Below are 17,222 nucleotides of genomic sequence, written 5' to 3' on the forward strand. Positions count from 1 at the left end.
AACCAAAGCCGGCAGTCAGGGATTCCGCCCCGTCAGATTTCGTAGTCGAGCGGCGCCGGCTTGCTGTAACCGCCGCTGTGGTACAGCAGGGGAGTGCCGTCGTCGCCTACTTGGCCATCGATGACCTCCACTACTACCACTGCGTTGTTCTCGAACGAGAGCCGCATCTGGATCTTGCCCACCAACCAGCCACTGACATCCTTGAGAATCGGCACATCGTGGGGGCCAGGTTCCCAATGGTCGCCTTCGAACCGGTCACGTGTCCGTGCGAAACGGTTGGCGAGGGCTTGGTTCTCAAGCCCCAGCATGTGGACACCGATGTACTCGGCATTGGCTACGGCCGGCCACGAACTGGAGCTCCTGGCCATGTTGAAAGTGAACCGGGGCGGCTCGGCGGACAGCGACGCCACAGAGGTGGCGGTGAAGCCGAAGGGCTTTCCGTTCAAGTTCGCCGTGATGATGGCAACCCCGGCGGCATGCCTGCGGAACATCTCCCGGAAAGTCTGGTCAAAGCCGGATGGTTCGCTTGTCACGTCGATGAATCTCCTGGACTGGGGGCTGACTCTCCCATCAGCGTATTCCTCCGGCGCTGCCGGGTCCTCATTTTGTTGAGCCTGCATGAACCTTTGTTAATGTGAGGGGTATGACCGAGCCAACCGTGCACGTACCTGCTGTTGCCGAACCGGCCCCGGCCGCTCCTCCCCGCAGTTTCAAGGAGGCTCTCTGGCTTGTCCTTCCGCCGGCCGCCGGCGTCCTTCTTGGAGTGCTCTGGTGGCTGTTGGCTCCGGGTGGGCTCAACCTGGTCTCCGGCAACCCCGCGCTTGCCGATGCAGTCAATCCCGAGTCCTGGCTTCCACGCGACCTGGTCCTGGCGGGGTTGGTACTCGTGGCGGGGTGCTTCACGGGGGTCATGCTGGACGGGAAACTGCAGGGCCCCTCCGTGGGGCGCCGATTGACCTTCGCACTCGTTGGCGGCGCGATGGGTGGCATGGTGGCGTGGTTGGTTGGCTTGCTGACCGCGCAGCTGTTTGGCCCGGCCCCCAACCCCGCACTGGGTCCGGGATATGGATTCACGCTCCGTTCCTTCGCTGTGCTGTTGCTGTGGCCGGCCGCGACGGCCTTCATCACGTTCGTCCTGGCGCTGTTCGGGGTTCTTTCCAAGAAGCCCGTAAAATAGCCAAGTGACCACTTCTTCGGATACTTCCGCCCGCCCCGCCGCTTCCCTCGATTTCCGGAGCATCGATTTCCGGGGCCGCCACCTTTCCCTGGCTGAGCTGCGTGCCGCAGTTCCCAGGGCGCGCCACCAGACCATGGCCGACGCCGAGCAGAAGGTCCAGGACATCATTTCAGCCGTCCGCGGCCGTGGCTTCGCGGCCCTCGCTGAGCTGGCCAGGAAGTTCGACGGCGTGGAACAGTCCCACCCACGGGTTCCGGCTGAGGCGCTGGACCAGGCCTTGGCCGGTCTGGATTCCGACGTCCGCGCTGCTTTGGAAGAGTCCATCAGCCGCGCCAGGCAGTTTGCGGAGCAGCAGCGCCCGGCCAATGTGGATGTTGCCCTGGCCGATGGCGCAGTCGTCAGCCAGAACTGGATTCCGGTGGGCCGCGTTGGGCTCTACGTGCCCGGCGGGCTCGCTCCTCTGGCCTCCTCAGTGATCATGAACGTGGTGCCGGCAGTAGCGGCCGGGGTTGAGTCGATTGCCCTGGCTTCCCCACCCCAGAAAGACTTCGACGGCCTTCCGCACCCCACCATCCTGGCTGCGGCAAAGCTGCTCGGCATTGATGAGGTCTATGCCATCGGCGGTGCGCAGGCGATCGTTTCCTTCGCCTACGGAATCCCGGGATCCGCAGACGAGCTGCCCATTGAACCCGTGGATGTGGTGACCGGCCCCGGAAACATCTTTGTTGCCACGGCCAAGAGGCTCGTCAAGGGCGTGGTGGGCATCGACTCAGAGGCCGGTACCACCGAGATTGCCATTCTTGCCGATTCCACAGCACAGGCCCCCCTCGTGGCCGCCGACCTCATCAGCCAGGCAGAGCACGACCCCAAAGCAGCTTCAGTTCTGGTGACGGACTCCGCTGACCTGGCTGACGCCGTCGTGTCTGAACTGGCACGGCAGGCTGCCGTCACCAAGCACAGCGCCCGGGTTCTGGAGGCGTTGTCCGGGCCGCAGTCCGGTGTGGTGCTGGTGGATGATCTCGAACAGGGGATCGCGGTCTGCAATGCCTATGCAGCTGAACACCTGGAAATCATGACGGCGGATGCTGCGGCTGTTGCGTCGCGGATCCGTAACGCCGGCGCCATCTTTGTGGGTGACTACAGCCCCGTCAGTCTGGGTGACTACTGTGCCGGATCCAACCACGTACTGCCCACCAGCGGAACAGCGGCCTTCTCTTCAGGCTTGAATGTCACCACGTTCCTCCGTGCCGTTCAGGTGATCAACTACAACCGTTCGGCGCTGGAACAGGTCAGCGGCCACATCGTGAGCTTGTCCGGTGCCGAAGATCTCCCCGGTCACGGCGACGCGGTCCGGATCCGCTTTGCGTAGCCCACTTAACCACTACATATAAGGGTGCCCACTACTACATGTAGTAATTACACGCTTGTCATTACGTAGTGAACAAACGTAAACTGGTGCCGGAAGTTAAACTTCCGGCACCTTTTGCGTCCCCGGCAACCCGCCGGCTCCGTTCCGTGCCGGAACTGTCAGGGGAGGCCCAGCGTGTATTGTCCGTTCTGCCGGAATCCCGACTCCCGTGTCGTTGACAGCCGCATGGCCGACGACGGCTCTTCCATCCGCCGCCGCCGTCAGTGCCCTGAATGTGGCCGTCGATTCACCACCGTGGAGACCACCAGCCTTTCCGTCATCAAACGGTCCGGAGTCGGTGAGCCCTTCAGCCGGATCAAGGTCATCAGTGGTGTCCGCAAGGCATGCCAAGGACGCCCGGTTACTGAGGACGATCTCGCCATGTTGGCGCAGGAAGTCGAAGAAAACATCCGGTCCTCGGGTGCGGCGGAAATTGACGCGCACGAGGTCGGTTTGGCCATTCTTGGCCCGCTGCGGAAGCTGGACGAGGTAGCCTACTTGCGCTTCGCCAGCGTCTACCAGGCTTTTGAGTCCCTGGAAGACTTTGAATCGGCCATTTCACTGCTTCGCCACGAGCATGAAGAGCATGCGAAGGCCGGGGCAAAAGAAGCCAAGGGTTCAGAGAAGAGCCCACTCTAGCTCCGGTGGCGGTGCGGAGGGGAAGCCGCACCCGCCACCGGCACCAGGACCGGCACACGCCAGGGTGAGCGTTTCCGGCACGCCGGTCAGCGGCCTCCGGAAACAGGAAGCACAGCTCCGGTAATGTACCCGGCCTCGGCGGACGTCAGCCATAAGACGGCCGCCGCCACTTCTTCGGGTTCAGCCCCGCGCCCCATGGGAATGGTGGGGTTCAACCTTTCCACCCGGTCCGGCATGCCTGCGGCGGCATGCAATCCTGTGTTGGTGCTGCCGGGGGCCACCGCGTTGACCCGGATGCCCTGTTTGGCCACCTCGGCCGCCAAACCAACCGTGAGGACATCTACAGCGCCCTTCGTGGCAGCGTAGTGGACCCAGGTTCCAGGCGAGCCCGCTTTGGTGGCGGTTGACGAGATATTAACGATCGATCCGCCACTGCCGCCGTTGTCGGTGGAGAGCCGTCGAACAGCTTCCTGGCACATATGGATCATCCCGGATACGTTGACGTCAACAACCCGTTGAATGGTCTCGGCCGGTACGCCCACCAGGGGGCCGATCAGGTTGCCGGTGATGGCCGCGTTGTTGATAACGGCGGTCACCTGACCCAAGGCCGCGGCTTCGTCGAACAAACGCACGACGTCGGCGGGGCGGCTGACGTCGGCCTGGACGGCCAGTGCCCTGCCGCCCAGTCCGATAATGTCCTCAGCCACGTTTTTAGCTCCTGCGCTGTCCTCGGAGTAGTTGACCACCACTGCATATCCTGCGCGCGCCGCAGCGTGGGCCACGGCAGCTCCGATGCCTCGGCTGGCCCCCGTGACGATTACCGTTCCGACTCCCGGAACTGTGTCCTCAGCCATCCTGCGGACTACTTGGTGAGCTTGTGGTGCAAAGCGACCTCAAGCGCTGCGCCGACAATACCGGCGTCGTTCTTCAGTTTCGCAGTCACAATCTTGGTGCGCAGGTCCAGGTGCGGGAAGTACTCATCGGAGCGCTTGGAGATTCCGCCGCCCACAATGAAAAGTTCGGGGGAGAACAGGAACTCAACATGCTGGAGGTATCGGTTGAGCAGGACGCCGTACTCGTCCCAGCTCAGGCCATCGCGTTCACGGGCTACGGCGGAGGCCTTGGTCTCGGCGTCGTGTCCATCCACCTCAAGGTGGCCCAGCTCCGCGTTGGGGACCAGCTGGCCGTTGAAGATGAAAGCAGAGCCAATTCCGGTTCCCAGAGTGATGACCAGGACCGTTCCATCCACGCCTTCGCCGGCTCCGTAGCGGGCTTCAGCCAGACCGGCTGCGTCGGCGTCGTTGATAACTTCCACGGGTCGGCCAAGACGCTTGGTAAACCTTGCGTCGATGTCAGTACCGAGCCAGGTCTTGTCCACGTTGGCAGCTGAGTTGACCACGCCGTGCTGGATGATCCCGGGGAAGGTCACACCCACCGGGGAGTCTGCAGCCGGGGCGTCCGGGCGGCTGGACAGTTCTTCGACGATCTGGGCTACAACCTCGGCTACTGCCTCAGGAGTTGCGGGCTGGGGTGTGGGAACACGGAAGCGGTCTCCAATCAGCTTGCCCTTTTTCAGGTCGACGATGCCGCCCTTGATGCCGGTGCCACCGATGTCGATACCGATCAGCGGTGCGTTCTTGTGGGTCTTCTCATCCTTCTTGGACAATGCAATTCCGATCATGGCAGGAGGGGATGGGCATGGCGCAGCCGCCCGGGCTGCTGGACCTTCCGACGAACTCAGGGAAGGGTAAGGATTTCCGCGCCGGTCTCAGTGACCAGCAGGGTGTGTTCGAACTGGGCCGTGCGCTTGTGGTCCTTGGTAACGACTGTCCAGTCGTCGGCCCACATGTCCCATTCGATGGTGCCGAGCGTCAGCATGGGTTCAATGGTGAAGACCATGCCTTCCTCGATCACGGTGTTATACGCCGGGGCTGCGTCGTAATGCGGAATGATGAGGCCCGTGTGGAAGGCCTCACCCACACCGTGGCCAGTGAAGTCCCGCACCACGCCGTAGCCGAAGCGTTTGGCGTAGGACTGGATGGCACGGCCGATTACGTTGATTTCGCGGCCAGGGGCCACGGCCTTGATGGCCCGGTTGAGCGACTCCTGCGTACGCTCAACCAGCAGACGGGATTCCTCATCCACGTCGCCAACCAGGAAAGTGTAGTTGGTATCCCCATGGACTCCACCGATGAAGGCTGTGATGTCGATGTTCAGGATGTCGCCGTCCTGCACCACGGTGGAATCGGGGATCCCGTGGCAGATGACTTCGTTCAGCGAGGAACACAACGACTTGGGAAAGCCACGGTAGCCAAGCGTTGAGGGATAGGCCTTGTGGTCCAGAAGGAACTCGTGGCCGATTTTATCCAGGTAGTCCGTGGTGACGCCGGGCTCCAGGTGCTTGCCCACCTCGACTATCGCCTGGGCCGCGATCTTGCCGGCGATGCGGATCTTTTCGATGGTCTCCGCCGACTTCACCTCGGAACCGGTGAACTTGGCCGGCGCCTTCTTGCCGACGTACTCGGGCCGCGGAATGGAGGCCGGGACAGGCCGCTCGGGGCTGATGGTTCCTGGGGTGAGGGCGCCGATGGGTGCAGTCGAAGCAAGAGAAGGCATAGATTGATCATATAAGGCACACAAGAGACGTAAGTAACAAAGGGTGGCCGGGTTCCCGTGACCCCGCCAACGTTACGCGTCCAGCCGCCCAAGGACCGAGGAGGAGACGTGACGGAGTACTGGTACAACGTCAAGACGCACGAGATCGAAGAGGACGCCATGTCCGATTGGACCCAGCTGATTGGCCCTTACAAAACCAGGGAAGAAGCCGAACACGCCTTGGAAAAGGTTAAAGCCCGAAACGATGCCTGGGACGCCCAGGACGACGACTAGAAGGAATGCTCGGGTCCGGGAAACTGCCCGGACCTGACGTCCTCGCCGTATGCGACGGCTGCGTCGCTCAGGGTGGTGCGCAGGTCGGCGTATTGCTTGACGAACTTGGCCATTTTTCCTCCCCGCAGACCAGCCATGTCCTGCCACACGAGGACCTGGCCTGTGGTGGTGTTCCCGGCACCGATACCTACGGTTGGTACCCGCAACGCGGCATCGACGGCGGCCGCCGTTTCCGCCGGAACCATTTCCATGAGCACGCTGAAGGCTCCGGCGTCCTGCAGTGCGAGAGCGTCGTCCACGAGTCGTTGTGCGTCGTCTCCGCGGCCTTGGACGCGATAACCGCCCAAGGAGTGTTCGCTCTGCGGAGTGAAGCCAATATGGGCCATGACGGGGATGCCGGCCTGAACCATGGCTTTAACGGTGTCTGCGTAATAAGCGCCCCCCTCGATCTTGACGGCGTGCGCCAGGCCTTCCTTGAGGAACCGGACGCCGGTAGCAACTGCGTGCCCTGGCGAAACCTCGTAGCTGCCGAAGGGAAGGTCCGCCACGATCAGGGCCCTCTTGGCAGCCCGGCTCACCGCCCGGGTCAGGGGCAGGAGCTCGTCCACAGTGACGGGCAAGCTCGTCTCGTTGCCAAAGACGTTGTTGGATGCCGAGTCTCCGACGAGGAGGACTTCGATTCCTGCCTGGTCAAAAATCTCTGCTGTGTACTGCTCGTAGGCAGTCAGCATGGCGAAGCGCCCGCCGTTGTCCTTGGCTTGCTGGAGGTGGTGGATCCTGACTCTGCTGATCGGCTTACCTGCGCTTGAAGCGGGCGTCGTGGCAGCAGATGCCGGGCCGGTCCCGTACGGTGCGGGAACTTCGGCGGGCGTGGTGGACTCAGGAAGGTTGCTCGGGGCCATGGGTAGAGCCTAAGGGGTGCCGACGACGCCTGCCACCAGTGTGCCAAGCGTCACTGAATGTAAACGCTGTGTTACGCGCAGGTACTGCTGCGGCATAAGCACCGAAGACTTAGTAGAGTGAAGGCTGAGTTGTCGTGGCTCCAAACCATTGGAACCAGCGGCATGGACACTGAATCGGAAAAGAGGCCCTATGGACCGCCAGCAAGAGTTCGTTCTGCGGACGATCGAAGAGCGTGACGTGCGCTTCGTACGCTTGTGGTTCACCGACGTCGTGGGTTCCCTGAAGTCGGTAGCGCTTGCGCCTGCCGAGGTTGAGGGAGCTTTTGAAGAGGGCCTTGGCTTTGACGGTTCAGCGATCGAGGGCCTTGCCCGCGTCTTTGAGTCCGACATGCTCGCCCAGCCGGATCCGTCGACTTTCCAGATCCTGCCCTGGCGCGGTGAGACGGAACAGACATCGCGCATGTTCTGCGACGTCCTGACCCCTGACGGTGAACCCTCCGCAGCTGACCCCCGCAACGTCCTCAAACGGACCCTGGCTAAAGCTGCGGACATGGGGTTCACCTGCTACACCCACCCGGAGATCGAGTTCTACCTGCTCAAGTCCAAGGACCTCGGCCCCGATGGCTCGCCGGTTCCCGTGGATGAGGGAGGCTACTTCGACCACGTTCCGGGCGGCGTTGCCCAGGACTTCCGCCGTACGGCTGTCACCATGCTCGAATCCGTCGGCATCTCCGTGGAGTTCAGCCACCATGAAGGCGGCCCGGGCCAGAACGAGATCGACCTCCGTTACGCGGATGCCCTGCAGACCGCTGACAACATCATGACCTTCCGTACGGTCATCAAGGAGGTCGCGCTCCAGCAGGGGACTTACGCCACCTTCATGCCCAAGCCATTCACGGACCACCCCGGCTCCGGCATGCACACCCACTTCTCCCTGTTCGAGGGCGATACCAACGCGTTCTTTGAAGCTGGAGCTGAGTTCCAGCTGTCTAAGACGGCACGCCAGTTCATCGCTGGAATTTTGAAGCACGCGCCCGAATTCACGGCAGTCACCAACCAGTTCGTGAACTCCTACAAGCGGCTCTGGGGCGGCGGCGAGGCGCCGAGCTACCTGAGCTGGGGACACAACAACCGTTCCGCGCTTGTCCGCGTTCCGCTGTACAAGCCCGGCAAGGGCCAGTCGGCGCGTATCGAGTACCGCGGGATCGACTCCGCCACCAACCCGTACCTGGCCTACGCTGTCCTGCTGGGCGCAGGGTTGAAGGGCATCGAGGAAGGCTACGAACTTCCCGCTGCTGCGGAAGACGACGTCTGGTCGTTGACCACCGCTGAGCGCAGGGCCATGGGGCATGCGCCATTGCCGGCCAGCCTCCACGACGCCATCCGCGCCATGGAGGAATCGGAGCTTGTAGCCGAGATCCTGGGCGAGCAGGTCTTCGAGCACTTCCTGCGCAACAAGCGCGCGGAGTGGCAGGATTACCGCCTTCAGGTCACACCGTACGAGTTGCAGCGCAACCTCGGCATTCTGTAGGCAAGGCCAATGAGCCTTGCACGTCGGCTCATTTCAGCCGGTTTCAGTGATCTCGAAAAGGCAGAACGTTTCCTTACTGCCCCTGAACTTGAGGGTATTGACCAGGAAGCGCTCTTTGCCGGGCTCTCCATGTCCGCGAGCCCGGACACGGCCCTGCAATCGTTGGTCCGCCTTCTGGAGAAGAATCCAGGGCTGAAGAAGCTGGCTGCGGCGGAGCAGGACACCAGCGAGCCCATGTACCGTCTGTTGGGCGCTTCCGAGGCGCTGGGCGAGTTCCTCATGCGCCGGCCTGAACACCTGGATGTGTTCGAGGCCCGCGTCAGCCCGGAGCCCCTCCAGGCCTCCAGTGAAGAGCTCCGGGCCATGCTTCTCCGTTCCGTGAAAGCCGAGCCCGGAGCCCAGCGCCCCGTGGCCGGAATCACCGGTATGCCGGCCTACGCGGCACTTCGGAGTGCCTATCGACGCGGGCTGACCGAGCTGGCCATCAAGGATCTTTGTGCCGCATCGCCCCAGGACTTCATGCCGGCTGTCGGCGCCGAACTGGCCGACCTTGCTGGTGCCGCCATCGAGGCCGCCCTCGCCGTGTCCCGGGCCGAAGCGGCAGGACAGTACGCTGCCGCGGAGATCGCCGACGTCGGGCTTGCCGTCATTGGCATGGGCAAGTGCGGCGCCCGTGAACTGAACTACATCTCCGACGTCGACGTCATTTACGTCATTGAGGCGGGGGATCTGGAGGACGCCCGGGCGTCCACCATCGGTACTGCCCTGGCGTCCGGGATTTCCCGCGCGATTTCTTCGTCGGCGCCGGAGCCCGGGCTATGGGAAGTCGATGCCAACCTCCGTCCCGAGGGAAAGTCCGGACCGTTGGTCCGTACCTTGCCCTCCCACCTCAGCTACTACGCACGTTGGGCAGAAAGCTGGGAGTTCCAGGCGCTCCTGAAAGCACGCACCATTGCCGGCGACCGGGAACTGGGCCAGCGCTACGAGAAAGCGGTGGAACCGCTGGTGTGGGCCTCCGCGGGCCGCGAAGGGTTCGTCGAATCCGTGCAGGCGATGCGCCGCAGGGTCACCGATTACATCCCCGCGGCCGAGGAACAGCGCCAGATCAAACTGGGGCGCGGCGGCCTTCGCGATGTCGAGTTCACCGTCCAGCTGCTGCAACTGGTCCACGGAAAATCCGACGAATCCCTGCGATCCAGGGACACCACGTCAGCCATTGCCGCACTGTCTGCCGGAGGTTACATCGGCCGCACGGATGCAGCCGCTTTCGACAACGCCTACCGGTACCTGCGTTTGCTGGAGCACCGGATCCAGCTTTTCCAGCTGCGGCGAACCCATCTCATGCCAGTGGCCGAGGACGCGCAGCGGTTCCTTGCCAAGGCCGTCCTGGGGCCTTTTTCGCTGGAACGGCCGCATCCGGACCAGCTGATGGCGACCTGGCAGAAGACCAAGAAAGCCGTGCGGGAGCTGCATGAGCGCATCTTCTACCGCCCCTTGCTCAATACTGCGGCCAAGCTGAGCAGCGAGGATGCCAAGCTCACCCCCGAGGCAGCCCAAGGGCGGCTTGCTGCCCTGGGCTACTCGGATCCGCAAGGGGCAATGCGGCACATTGAAGCGCTGACGGCCGGAGTCAGCCGGCGGGCGGCGCTGCAGCGGCAGCTTCTCCCCATTTTGCTGGGCTGGCTCGCTGAAGGCGTGGACCCCGACGCCGGTCTGCTCGCCTTCCGCAGAGTCAGCGAGGCCCTGGGCACGACACATTGGTATTTGGGTCTGTTGAGGGATTCGCAGGCGGCTGCGGAACGCTTGTGCCAGGTGCTGGCCAACTCCCGGCTGATATCGGATCTATTGGAAGTTTCCCCGGAGTCTGTGGCCTGGCTGGGCAGCGACAAAGAGCTGGTGCCCATCAGCTTCGAAGCCCAGTGGCAGGAGATCCGGTCCAAGCTTTCCCGCCACCCGGATCCCGAAAGTGCCATGCGGCTCATTCGCTTGATCCGGCGCCGCGAGATCCTGCGGACAGCGATCGCCGACAGTTCCGGATTGCTGGACCAGGACGCAGTTGGCCTTGCCCTGGCTGAAACCGACCGGGCCGCTGTCCTGGGGGCGCTTCATGTAGCCGAATCCGTCATTGCCGCCGATGGTCCTCTGAAAACCGATGTCCTGGTGGTCGCCATGGGGCGGCAGGGTGGACGGGAAATCGGTTACGGCTCGGACGCCGACGTCATCTATGTGCATCGCGCCCGTCCCGGGTTCTCTGACGCAGAGGCCCAGGAGCAGGCGACGGCGATCGTCGCCAAAGTCTCCAGCTTCCTGACCCAGCCGCTCAAGCCGGCCATCATGGCTGAACGGGTACTCATGGTGGACGCGGACCTGCGGCCCGAAGGCAAGAACGGCGCGATGGTCCGGTCGCTGGAGTCCTATGCGGAGTACTACCGTCGGTGGTCGCTTATTTGGGAGGCCCAGGCGCTGCTGCGGGCGCGTCCCATGGCCGGTTCCGATGAGCTTGCCGCCGATTTCGTCAATCTTATTGACCCGATCCGCTACCCTCGGGAGTTGGCGGAGCAGGATGTGCGGGAAGTCCGTCGAATCAAAGCACGCGTGGAGTCTGAACGTTTGCCGCGAGGCGCCGATCCTGCGCGTCACGTCAAGCTTGGGCGCGGCGGGCTGAGCGACGTCGAATGGCTGGTGCAGTTGATCCAGCTGCAGCACGCCGGCAAGCATCCGGAGCTGAGGACAACTTCGACGCTTGAGGCCCTCTCCGCAGCGGAAAAACTGGACTTCATTGGACACGACGACGCCGCGCTCCTGCGGGATGCGTGGCGGTTTGCCAGCAGGATACGCTCAGCGAATGTGATCGTCACGGGACGGGCTTCTGACCTTCTGCCGTCTTCACGCAAGGACCTTGAGGCTGCGGCGCGCTGGTGTGGATATGCTCCAGGAAATGCCGGCCAGTTCGAAGAGGATTACCTGCGGCTCAGCCGGAGGGCCAGGGGAGTGTTCGAGAAGGTCTTCTACGGCAATTAGCCCTGGGGAAGCGCCGCCCCGGCCATTTCCCGGGCATGCCGCAACATGGAGACCACCGGAACCCCTGGCACCAGCGTGCCGTTGACCACGTAGCCTTCTTCACGGTCCCGGAGTGTCTCCACCATCCGATCCCGCCAGCGGTGCAGTTCAGCGTGGCTCGCGGGATCGTCGGCGAGGTTGAAGCGTTCCTGCGGATCGGCGTCGAGGTTGAACAGTTCTTCTGTTCCTCTTCCGGAACCCCAAATGTATTTGTGGTGCCCGTCGGTCAACCAGTGCAGGTTCTGGCCCCAATAGACGTGTTCGCCGTGCAGGACGTCCCGGACGGATTGGGTATTCTCGCCGCGCACCAGGGGCGCAAGGGACTTTCCATCCACGGAGTCCGGGATGGGCAACCCGGCAAGATCCAGCAGCGTGGGCATGATGTCCCGCAGTTCCACCACGTGGTCCACTACGGTGCCCCGCGCTGCGTCCTGTGCTGCAGGTGAGTTGGCGATAATGAACGGTATGCGGGCGGATCCCTCGTAGGGCACGGCCTTGCGGAACATGTGGTGGTCGCCCATCATTTCCCCGTGGTCGCTGGTGAAGGCTATGACCGTGTTGTCATCGAGTCCGAAATCCGCCAGTGACTCCTTGATCCGGTTGATCTGCAGATCGATCTGCGCCATCAGGCCGTAGTACCCAGCCCTGGCACGGTGGACCACATGGTCCGGCATTCTGCCGTAGCTTGCTTGGTAGTCTCCGTCCCTCCGGTTCCCATCCCAGTGGTGCTCCCAATTGCCCACCACGGCCTCATACCCGGGAAGGCCGAGGTACTGCTCAAAAGCCCACGACGGCGGGTCGTACGGTGGGTGCGGACGGTGGAAGGAAAGGTAGAGGAAGAATGGTTTCACAGGATCGCGGCGGTGCATCCATTCGATGGCCTGCGTGCCGATCCAATGCGTAGGGTGCAGGTTCTCTGCCTTGTCCCAGGGCCGGGCAACAACCGAGTTGCAGTTCACACCGTGATCGAAATACTCTGCATCGGGGCCCATCCCCGGCTGCCTCCGGAGCCACGGCACGTAGTCATCAAACATGGCGAAATGCTGTTGGTGTTCCCGCCGCGCGTGATGAAGGTAGCCGTCATGGAGGACCACATCGTCGAAGCCGAGCCTTGAGCGTTCGGGCCACACATGCATCTTGCCGATTGCTTGGGTGTGGTATCCGCCCTTTCTGAACTCGTCCTGTACTGTCACCGGGTGGACAGCGTGAAACGGTACGCCGTCGTTGTACCCCACCCGTCCGTGGCGTTCCTGGGACTGTCCTGTAAACAGGGCCGCGCGGGCAGGGACGCAGGATGGCGTAGCAGAATAGCCTTTGGAGAACCGCACGCCGCTTCGGGCGAGTTCGTCGAGATGGGGTGTTTCGACGTAGGGATGGCCGTCCGAGGACAGGCAGTCGCCCCTCCATTCATCCACGCAGATCAGAATGACGTTCGGCCGGTTCATGGAGAGGTTCCTTCGACGTAGGGAACAGTTGTGACAACACTAGTAGGAAGACCCCGCGAAATGCTTGAATATGACTCGAAAGATCAATTTTCGAGCGCGAATGATCACTCTGACGTGGGTGATGTGTGGCTGATTCCGCTTAAGTGCCTGGACGATGACGCGCGGGCCATTCACCTGGGTGCCGTGGCCACGCTTTCCGTCGAGGAGAGGCAGCGCGAGTTCGTCGGGGACCCCCTCCGCATGATGCTGCTGGGCATGGAGGAGGAGTCCCGTCTGCCGTACGTCATTGAGTCAGGGGGGCTGGCGGTGGGCGTGCTGACCCTCCAGTACGGGGCTGCGGAATTGGCGGGTTGGTCCGACGATGATTCTGCATGGCTTCTCAGGGGCTTCCTGATCGACTCGGGAAGCCAAGGGCGTGGCCTGGGAACACGGGCTGCGCGTGCGGCAACACAGGAGGCGTGGAAGCTGACGACCCGGCTGGGCGGCGGCCAGACCGGCGTCGTGCTGTCCGTCAACGAACGTAATCCGGCGGGACAGGCTGCTTACGCCAAGGCTGGCTTCGTCGATGCAGGCAGGTACCTGGGCGGCAGTTCCGGTCCGCAGCGAACGATGTACAGGGCCTTTGAGTGACACTGACGTCAACACTGGTTGACGATTAGCATTTCGTCAACTAGGGTTGACGTCATGGAGGTGGACCGAATGAAGACGCTGGTGGGATCGATGGATGGAATGGGCCCGGCTGAGGCACTGTACGCTGTAGCGGAACTTCAGAAGGAAGTCGGGCGGCGGGAAGCTTCGCTGGTACGTGCGGCCAGGCAGTCCGGTTTGTCATGGGAGGCGATAGCCCTTTGCCTGGGCGTCAGTAAGCAGGCGGTGCACAAGAAGTACGGCAAGCAGTAGAAATACTGCCGCGGCAAAATGTGCAGGGGTCTGGCCCCGGCGGCTGGGGTCGTTTAGGATTCTCCCGTGACAATCAGCGTGGATTCGGAAGGTGCAGCTTTCTCCACCATGTGCTGTTTTCGCTGCGAACAGGCAGGGCCGCACTGGTCCTCGCGTCACGGCCGTGCCGGTACGTTTGTCTGCCGGCGCTGCTTTGCGACCTTCTCTGACGAAGAACCTGCTGCAATGGTCGGGGGAGTTTTAAGCCATTCTCCGGCGACCGCCGAAGAGCTGCGGTTTTTCGAATCCAAGTAGTCGCGGTACCTGGCAGGCGAAAAAACGAGTACACGCTACTCGTGTCCCCGCAATGGCCGCGGGGCAGCATTGTGGTTATGACAACGTATGTGATTGAACCAGCGGCCCTGCTCCATCGCTGCCAGTGCTGCGGCGAAGAAACCGACCGGGTGTTCTGCACTGACTGTGCAGCGCCGGAAGTCCCGGGACGGTCGCCCAGAACCAAGCACTGATGGCTTGGCTCCCGTGAGCGCTGCGGCTCCTGGGGCATCAGGCTGCGCAGACGCTAAGTATCCTTATAGACTTCTTCTGTCACTGTTCTCTAGGCAGAGGGAAAGTCCATGGAATACAACCCAAGTTCGACAGAGAAGACCGTCCTTGCCGGGGAGTTGGACCGGCGCCATGTGGGCCAGTCCGTGAGCTTTCAGCCCAATGACTTCACTGTGGTTTTCGGAACCATCGCAGGCATTGCGCGAACCGAAGCGCTGGTCTACCTGTCGCTTGATGGAGTCGGCGGCGGTACCCACCTGAAGGATGAATACGACCTCACGATCGACCACAAGGTCTACCTTCAGCTGGATCCGCTGGGCAGCGCTGAAAAGGGTCTTTCGGAAGCTGCTGGTTTCGTCAAGGAGAAACTGGATGAGATCGCCAGGAACATCCGCGAACGCGATCAGGATAAGACTGAGTAGTTAGCCGCAAAAAAGGCGATCCCCGGTCCATATGGACCGGGGATCGCGCTGGTTAATGCGCGTGGTGGAGCTTAGACGCCGTAGTAGAGCTCGAACTCGTACGGGTTCGGGCGCAGCGACAGCGGGCGGATCTCATTCTCGTACTTGTAGTCGATCCAAGTGTCGATGAGGTCCTGGGTGAAGACGCCGCCGGCCTGCAGGAACTCGTTGTCCTCGCGAAGGGCCTCAAGAGCTTCTTCCAGGGAACCCGGAGCCTTGGGGATGTCCTTGGCTTCCTCGGCCGGGAGCTCGTAGAGGTCCTTGTCGATGGGAGCCGGGGGCTCAATGCGGTTGCGGATACCGTCGATGCCGGCCATCAGCTGGGCAGCGAACGCCAGGTACGGGTTGGACGAGGGGTCCGGAGCGCGGAACTCGATGCGCTTGGCCTTCGGGTTGGTGCCCGTGATCGGGATACGGATACCGGCGGAGCGGTTGCCCTGCGAGTAGACCATGTTCACGGGTGCCTCGAAGCCCTTGACCAGGCGGCGGTAGGAGTTGACCGTCGGGTTGGTGAAAGCCAAGACTGCGGAAGAGTGCTTCAGCAGGCCGCCGATGTACCAGCGAGCCATGTCGGAGAGGCCTGCGTAGCCCTTCTCGTCGTAGAACAGCGGGTCACCGTTGCTCCACAGTGACTGGTGGCAGTGCATGCCCGAGCCGTTGTCACCGAAGACGGGCTTCGGCATGAAGGTGACGGACTTGCCCCAAGCATCGGCAGTGTTCTTGATGATGTACTTGAACTTCTGCAGGTCATCAGCAGCCGCGGTCAGCGTGGTGAACTTGTAGTTGATCTCGGCCTGGCCCGCGGATCCAACTTCGTGGTGGGAGCGCTCAACCTCAAGGCCGGCCTTGTCCAGTTCGATGCACATGGCGTCGCGAAGGTCAGCCTGCTTGTCGGTGGGGGAGACCGGGAAGTAACCGCCCTTGACGGGGGTCTTGTAGCCGAGGTTTCCGCCCTCTTCCTTACGGCCGGTGTTCCAGTGAGCTTCCTCGGAGTCGATCTTGTAGAAGCTGCCCTGAGGGGAGGACTCGTACTGGATGTTGTCGAAGACGAAGAACTCAGCCTCGGGAGCGAAGAAAGCAGTGTCGGCGATGCCGGTGGAGGCCAGGTAGGCTTCAGCCTTCTCGGCTACGCCACGGGGGTCGCGGTGGTAGGGGTCACCGGTGCGGGGGTTCACGATGGAGAAGTTCAGCGCAAGCGTCTTCTCGATGCGGAACGTGTCGATGAAGGCCGAGGTCACATCCGGGATGAGCTGCATGTCGGACTCAGCGATGCCCTGGAAGCCGCGGATGGAAGAACCATCGAAGAGCTGGCCATTGACGAAGAAGTCAAGGTCAACGCTCTTGGCCGGCACATTGAAGTGCTGCTGGACACCAGGAAGGTCGGTGAAGCGGATATCGACGAATTTGACGTCTTCGTCTTTGATGAACTTGAGGACTTCGTCCGCAGTCTTGAACATCTATGCTCCTTATGCATATCAAGTAACAGGCCCGGAAGGCCGCGTGGTGCAGCCCATGCCAAAGCTCCGGAGACACAAAACATCCCCTTGTGCAGTGGTGGCTGGCAACTCATACCACCATAGGGAGATGGGATTTCCCGGGGGTGTCAGTATTGTTTCCGGCAGGTTACAGAATCATCTGTTGTGTAAACGGTAGTCGGCTTCCCGGTGTCTGGTCCACGTCGGTCCGGTGGGCGAACACTGCGCCCCGACAAGCACCTCTGGCGGCCGCTTCCGGAGCTCTGGCAGGTCGGACACCGGGCAGCCCAGCCGTTAGGCTTGAAGTGTGGTAGATAGAAAAGACATTGGCTCCTGGTTGAGCGGTCCGGACACGTCCGGAATCTCCAAGTATCCCGGCGAAAGGCTCGGGTTGCCTGAATCGGGTCCCGGCTCCACTGCGCGCGCCGGGCGCCGCATCCTGGGCATCGTTGTGGATTGGACCATCGCGTTGGTCATCAGCAACTTTGCCTTCGGCGGCGACCCATGGGCTACGCTGGCCATTTTCGCTGTTGAGCAGATTCTCCTGATTGGCACCTTGGGCTACAGCATCGGACACAGGGTGGCTGGCATCCATGTGGTTCGCTTGGGCGGAGGTCCTGCCGGTCCGGTGGCCGCAGTGGTACGGACGATCCTCTTGTGCCTGGTCATTCCGGCAGTCGTCTTTGATCCCGACCAGCGGGGCCTGCACGACAAAGCGATGAACACTATCCTCATACGGATGTAGGCACGCCCTCCCGGCAAAGAAGACAACAAAAAACCGCTGCTCCACCG

At 62.3% G+C, this 17,222-nt stretch carries 18 protein-coding genes; 11 read left to right on the plus strand and 7 right to left on the minus strand.

Going from position 1 to position 17,222, the window contains the following annotated elements; genetic code table 11:
* Positions 1-32 precede the first annotated feature (32 nt).
* Positions 33-533, minus strand: coding sequence for a flavin reductase family protein (locus tag AYX22_RS09100; RefSeq protein ID WP_207597532.1), 501 nt, complete (start codon positions 531-533; stop codon positions 33-35).
* 110 nt (positions 534-643) lie between these two features.
* Here AYX22_RS09100 and AYX22_RS09105 point away from each other — a divergent pair, with 110 nt between their 5' ends.
* The 3 genes from AYX22_RS09105 to nrdR all read left to right on the plus strand — a co-directional run bounded on the left by AYX22_RS09105 (position 644) and on the right by nrdR (position 3,224).
* The gene (locus tag AYX22_RS09105) at positions 644-1,177 is read left to right on the plus strand and encodes a hypothetical protein (protein WP_207597129.1); all 534 of its coding nucleotides are present in this window, start codon (positions 644-646) and stop codon (positions 1,175-1,177) included.
* Positions 1,178-1,181: 4 nt separating this feature from the next.
* Positions 1,182-2,546 carry a histidinol dehydrogenase gene (gene hisD, locus AYX22_RS09110; protein ID WP_207597130.1) on the plus strand — a complete coding sequence of 455 codons (1,365 nt, stop codon included), beginning with the start codon at positions 1,182-1,184 and terminating at the stop codon, positions 2,544-2,546.
* 174 nt (positions 2,547-2,720) lie between these two features.
* Positions 2,721-3,224 carry a transcriptional regulator NrdR gene (gene nrdR, locus AYX22_RS09115; protein ID WP_089594513.1) on the plus strand — a complete coding sequence of 168 codons (504 nt, stop codon included), beginning with the start codon at positions 2,721-2,723 and terminating at the stop codon, positions 3,222-3,224.
* An 86-nt stretch (positions 3,225-3,310) separates the two neighbouring features.
* On the opposite strand, the gene AYX22_RS09120 is transcribed toward nrdR, so the two are convergent.
* The 3 genes from AYX22_RS09120 to map all read right to left on the minus strand — a co-directional run bounded on the left by AYX22_RS09120 (position 3,311) and on the right by map (position 5,840).
* On the minus strand, positions 3,311-4,078 hold the full coding sequence (locus AYX22_RS09120) for an SDR family oxidoreductase (protein ID WP_207597131.1): 768 nt from the start codon (positions 4,076-4,078) through the stop codon (positions 3,311-3,313).
* 8 nt (positions 4,079-4,086) lie between these two features.
* Positions 4,087-4,890 (minus strand): polyphosphate--glucose phosphotransferase, encoded by an 804-nt coding sequence (gene ppgK / locus AYX22_RS09125; protein ID WP_278251957.1) that lies wholly within the window; start codon positions 4,888-4,890, stop codon positions 4,087-4,089.
* Positions 4,891-4,961: 71 nt separating this feature from the next.
* Positions 4,962-5,840 carry a type I methionyl aminopeptidase gene (gene map, locus AYX22_RS09130; RefSeq protein ID WP_207597133.1) on the minus strand — a complete coding sequence of 293 codons (879 nt, stop codon included), beginning with the start codon at positions 5,838-5,840 and terminating at the stop codon, positions 4,962-4,964.
* Between the two features lie 108 nt (positions 5,841-5,948).
* Between map and AYX22_RS09135 the strand changes: the two genes are divergently transcribed.
* The gene (locus tag AYX22_RS09135) at positions 5,949-6,113 is read left to right on the plus strand and encodes an SPOR domain-containing protein (protein ID WP_011774435.1); all 165 of its coding nucleotides are present in this window, start codon (positions 5,949-5,951) and stop codon (positions 6,111-6,113) included.
* Here AYX22_RS09135 and panB read toward each other — a convergent pair.
* Positions 6,110-7,015 (minus strand): 3-methyl-2-oxobutanoate hydroxymethyltransferase, encoded by a 906-nt coding sequence (gene panB / locus AYX22_RS09140; RefSeq protein ID WP_207597134.1) that lies wholly within the window; start codon positions 7,013-7,015, stop codon positions 6,110-6,112. The genes AYX22_RS09135 and panB overlap by 4 nt on opposite strands.
* Before the next feature lie 190 nt (positions 7,016-7,205).
* Here panB and glnA (AYX22_RS09145) point away from each other — a divergent pair, with 190 nt between their 5' ends.
* Together glnA (AYX22_RS09145) and AYX22_RS09150 are read left to right on the plus strand one after the other, a co-directional pair.
* A complete protein-coding gene (gene glnA / locus AYX22_RS09145; RefSeq protein ID WP_026542529.1) occupies positions 7,206-8,546 on the plus strand; it encodes a type I glutamate--ammonia ligase in 1,341 nt (446 codons plus the stop codon).
* Between the two features lie 9 nt (positions 8,547-8,555).
* Complete coding sequence (locus AYX22_RS09150; RefSeq protein WP_207597135.1) at positions 8,556-11,567, plus strand: bifunctional [glutamine synthetase] adenylyltransferase/[glutamine synthetase]-adenylyl-L-tyrosine phosphorylase; 3,012 nt, start codon at positions 8,556-8,558, stop codon at positions 11,565-11,567.
* Here the strand turns inward: AYX22_RS09150 and AYX22_RS09155 are convergent.
* Positions 11,564-13,051 (minus strand): arylsulfatase, encoded by a 1,488-nt coding sequence (locus AYX22_RS09155; protein ID WP_207597136.1) that lies wholly within the window; start codon positions 13,049-13,051, stop codon positions 11,564-11,566. The genes AYX22_RS09150 and AYX22_RS09155 overlap by 4 nt on opposite strands.
* 60 nt (positions 13,052-13,111) lie before the next feature.
* Here AYX22_RS09155 and AYX22_RS09160 point away from each other — a divergent pair, with 60 nt between their 5' ends.
* From AYX22_RS09160 to AYX22_RS09175, 4 genes are all read left to right on the plus strand, one after another.
* Positions 13,112-13,681, plus strand: a complete 570-nt coding sequence (locus tag AYX22_RS09160; RefSeq protein WP_207597137.1) for a GNAT family N-acetyltransferase — start codon at positions 13,112-13,114, stop codon at positions 13,679-13,681.
* Positions 13,682-13,735: 54 nt separating this feature from the next.
* Positions 13,736-13,951 carry a hypothetical protein gene (locus AYX22_RS09165; protein ID WP_026542533.1) on the plus strand — a complete coding sequence of 72 codons (216 nt, stop codon included), beginning with the start codon at positions 13,736-13,738 and terminating at the stop codon, positions 13,949-13,951.
* Positions 13,952-14,017: 66 nt separating this feature from the next.
* Positions 14,018-14,245: a hypothetical protein gene (locus AYX22_RS09170; RefSeq protein WP_207597138.1), complete on the plus strand. Its 228-nt coding sequence runs from the start codon at positions 14,018-14,020 to the stop codon at positions 14,243-14,245.
* 320 nt (positions 14,246-14,565) lie between these two features.
* Complete coding sequence (locus tag AYX22_RS09175; protein ID WP_207597139.1) at positions 14,566-14,916, plus strand: hypothetical protein; 351 nt, start codon at positions 14,566-14,568, stop codon at positions 14,914-14,916.
* 71 nt (positions 14,917-14,987) lie between these two features.
* On the opposite strand, the gene glnA (AYX22_RS09180) is transcribed toward AYX22_RS09175, so the two are convergent.
* Entirely contained in the window at positions 14,988-16,412 is a 1,425-nt protein-coding gene (glnA, locus tag AYX22_RS09180) for a type I glutamate--ammonia ligase (RefSeq protein ID WP_089594519.1), read from the minus strand.
* A gap of 325 nt (positions 16,413-16,737) precedes the next feature.
* Here glnA (AYX22_RS09180) and AYX22_RS09185 point away from each other — a divergent pair, with 325 nt between their 5' ends.
* Positions 16,738-17,175, plus strand: a complete 438-nt coding sequence (locus tag AYX22_RS09185; RefSeq protein WP_207597140.1) for an RDD family protein — start codon at positions 16,738-16,740, stop codon at positions 17,173-17,175.
* The last annotated feature ends 47 nt before the right edge of the window (positions 17,176-17,222 follow it).

This window comes from Arthrobacter sp. D5-1 (assembly GCF_017357425.1).
GTDB lineage: Bacteria > Actinomycetota > Actinomycetes > Actinomycetales > Micrococcaceae > Arthrobacter.

Excerpts from the sequence above, each read along its gene's own strand:
- map (WP_207597133.1), bottom strand. The coding sequence starts at position 5,840 with ATGCCTTCTCTTGCTTCGACTGCACCCATCGGCGCCCTCACCCCAGGA.
- AYX22_RS09150 (WP_207597135.1), top strand. The coding sequence starts at position 8,556 with ATGAGCCTTGCACGTCGGCTCATTTCAGCCGGTTTCAGTGATCTCGAA.
- AYX22_RS09175 (WP_207597139.1), top strand. The coding sequence starts at position 14,566 with ATGGAATACAACCCAAGTTCGACAGAGAAGACCGTCCTTGCCGGGGAG.
- glnA (WP_089594519.1), bottom strand. The coding sequence starts at position 16,412 with ATGTTCAAGACTGCGGACGAAGTCCTCAAGTTCATCAAAGACGAAGAC.
- glnA (WP_026542529.1), top strand. The coding sequence starts at position 7,206 with ATGGACCGCCAGCAAGAGTTCGTTCTGCGGACGATCGAAGAGCGTGAC.
- AYX22_RS09105 (WP_207597129.1), top strand. The coding sequence starts at position 644 with ATGACCGAGCCAACCGTGCACGTACCTGCTGTTGCCGAACCGGCCCCG.
- AYX22_RS09120 (WP_207597131.1), bottom strand. The coding sequence starts at position 4,078 with ATGGCTGAGGACACAGTTCCGGGAGTCGGAACGGTAATCGTCACGGGG.
- AYX22_RS09155 (WP_207597136.1), bottom strand. The coding sequence starts at position 13,051 with ATGAACCGGCCGAACGTCATTCTGATCTGCGTGGATGAATGGAGGGGC.
- AYX22_RS09160 (WP_207597137.1), top strand. The coding sequence starts at position 13,112 with ATGCTTGAATATGACTCGAAAGATCAATTTTCGAGCGCGAATGATCAC.
- panB (WP_207597134.1), bottom strand. The coding sequence starts at position 7,015 with ATGGCCCCGAGCAACCTTCCTGAGTCCACCACGCCCGCCGAAGTTCCC.
- AYX22_RS09165 (WP_026542533.1), top strand. The coding sequence starts at position 13,736 with ATGGAGGTGGACCGAATGAAGACGCTGGTGGGATCGATGGATGGAATG.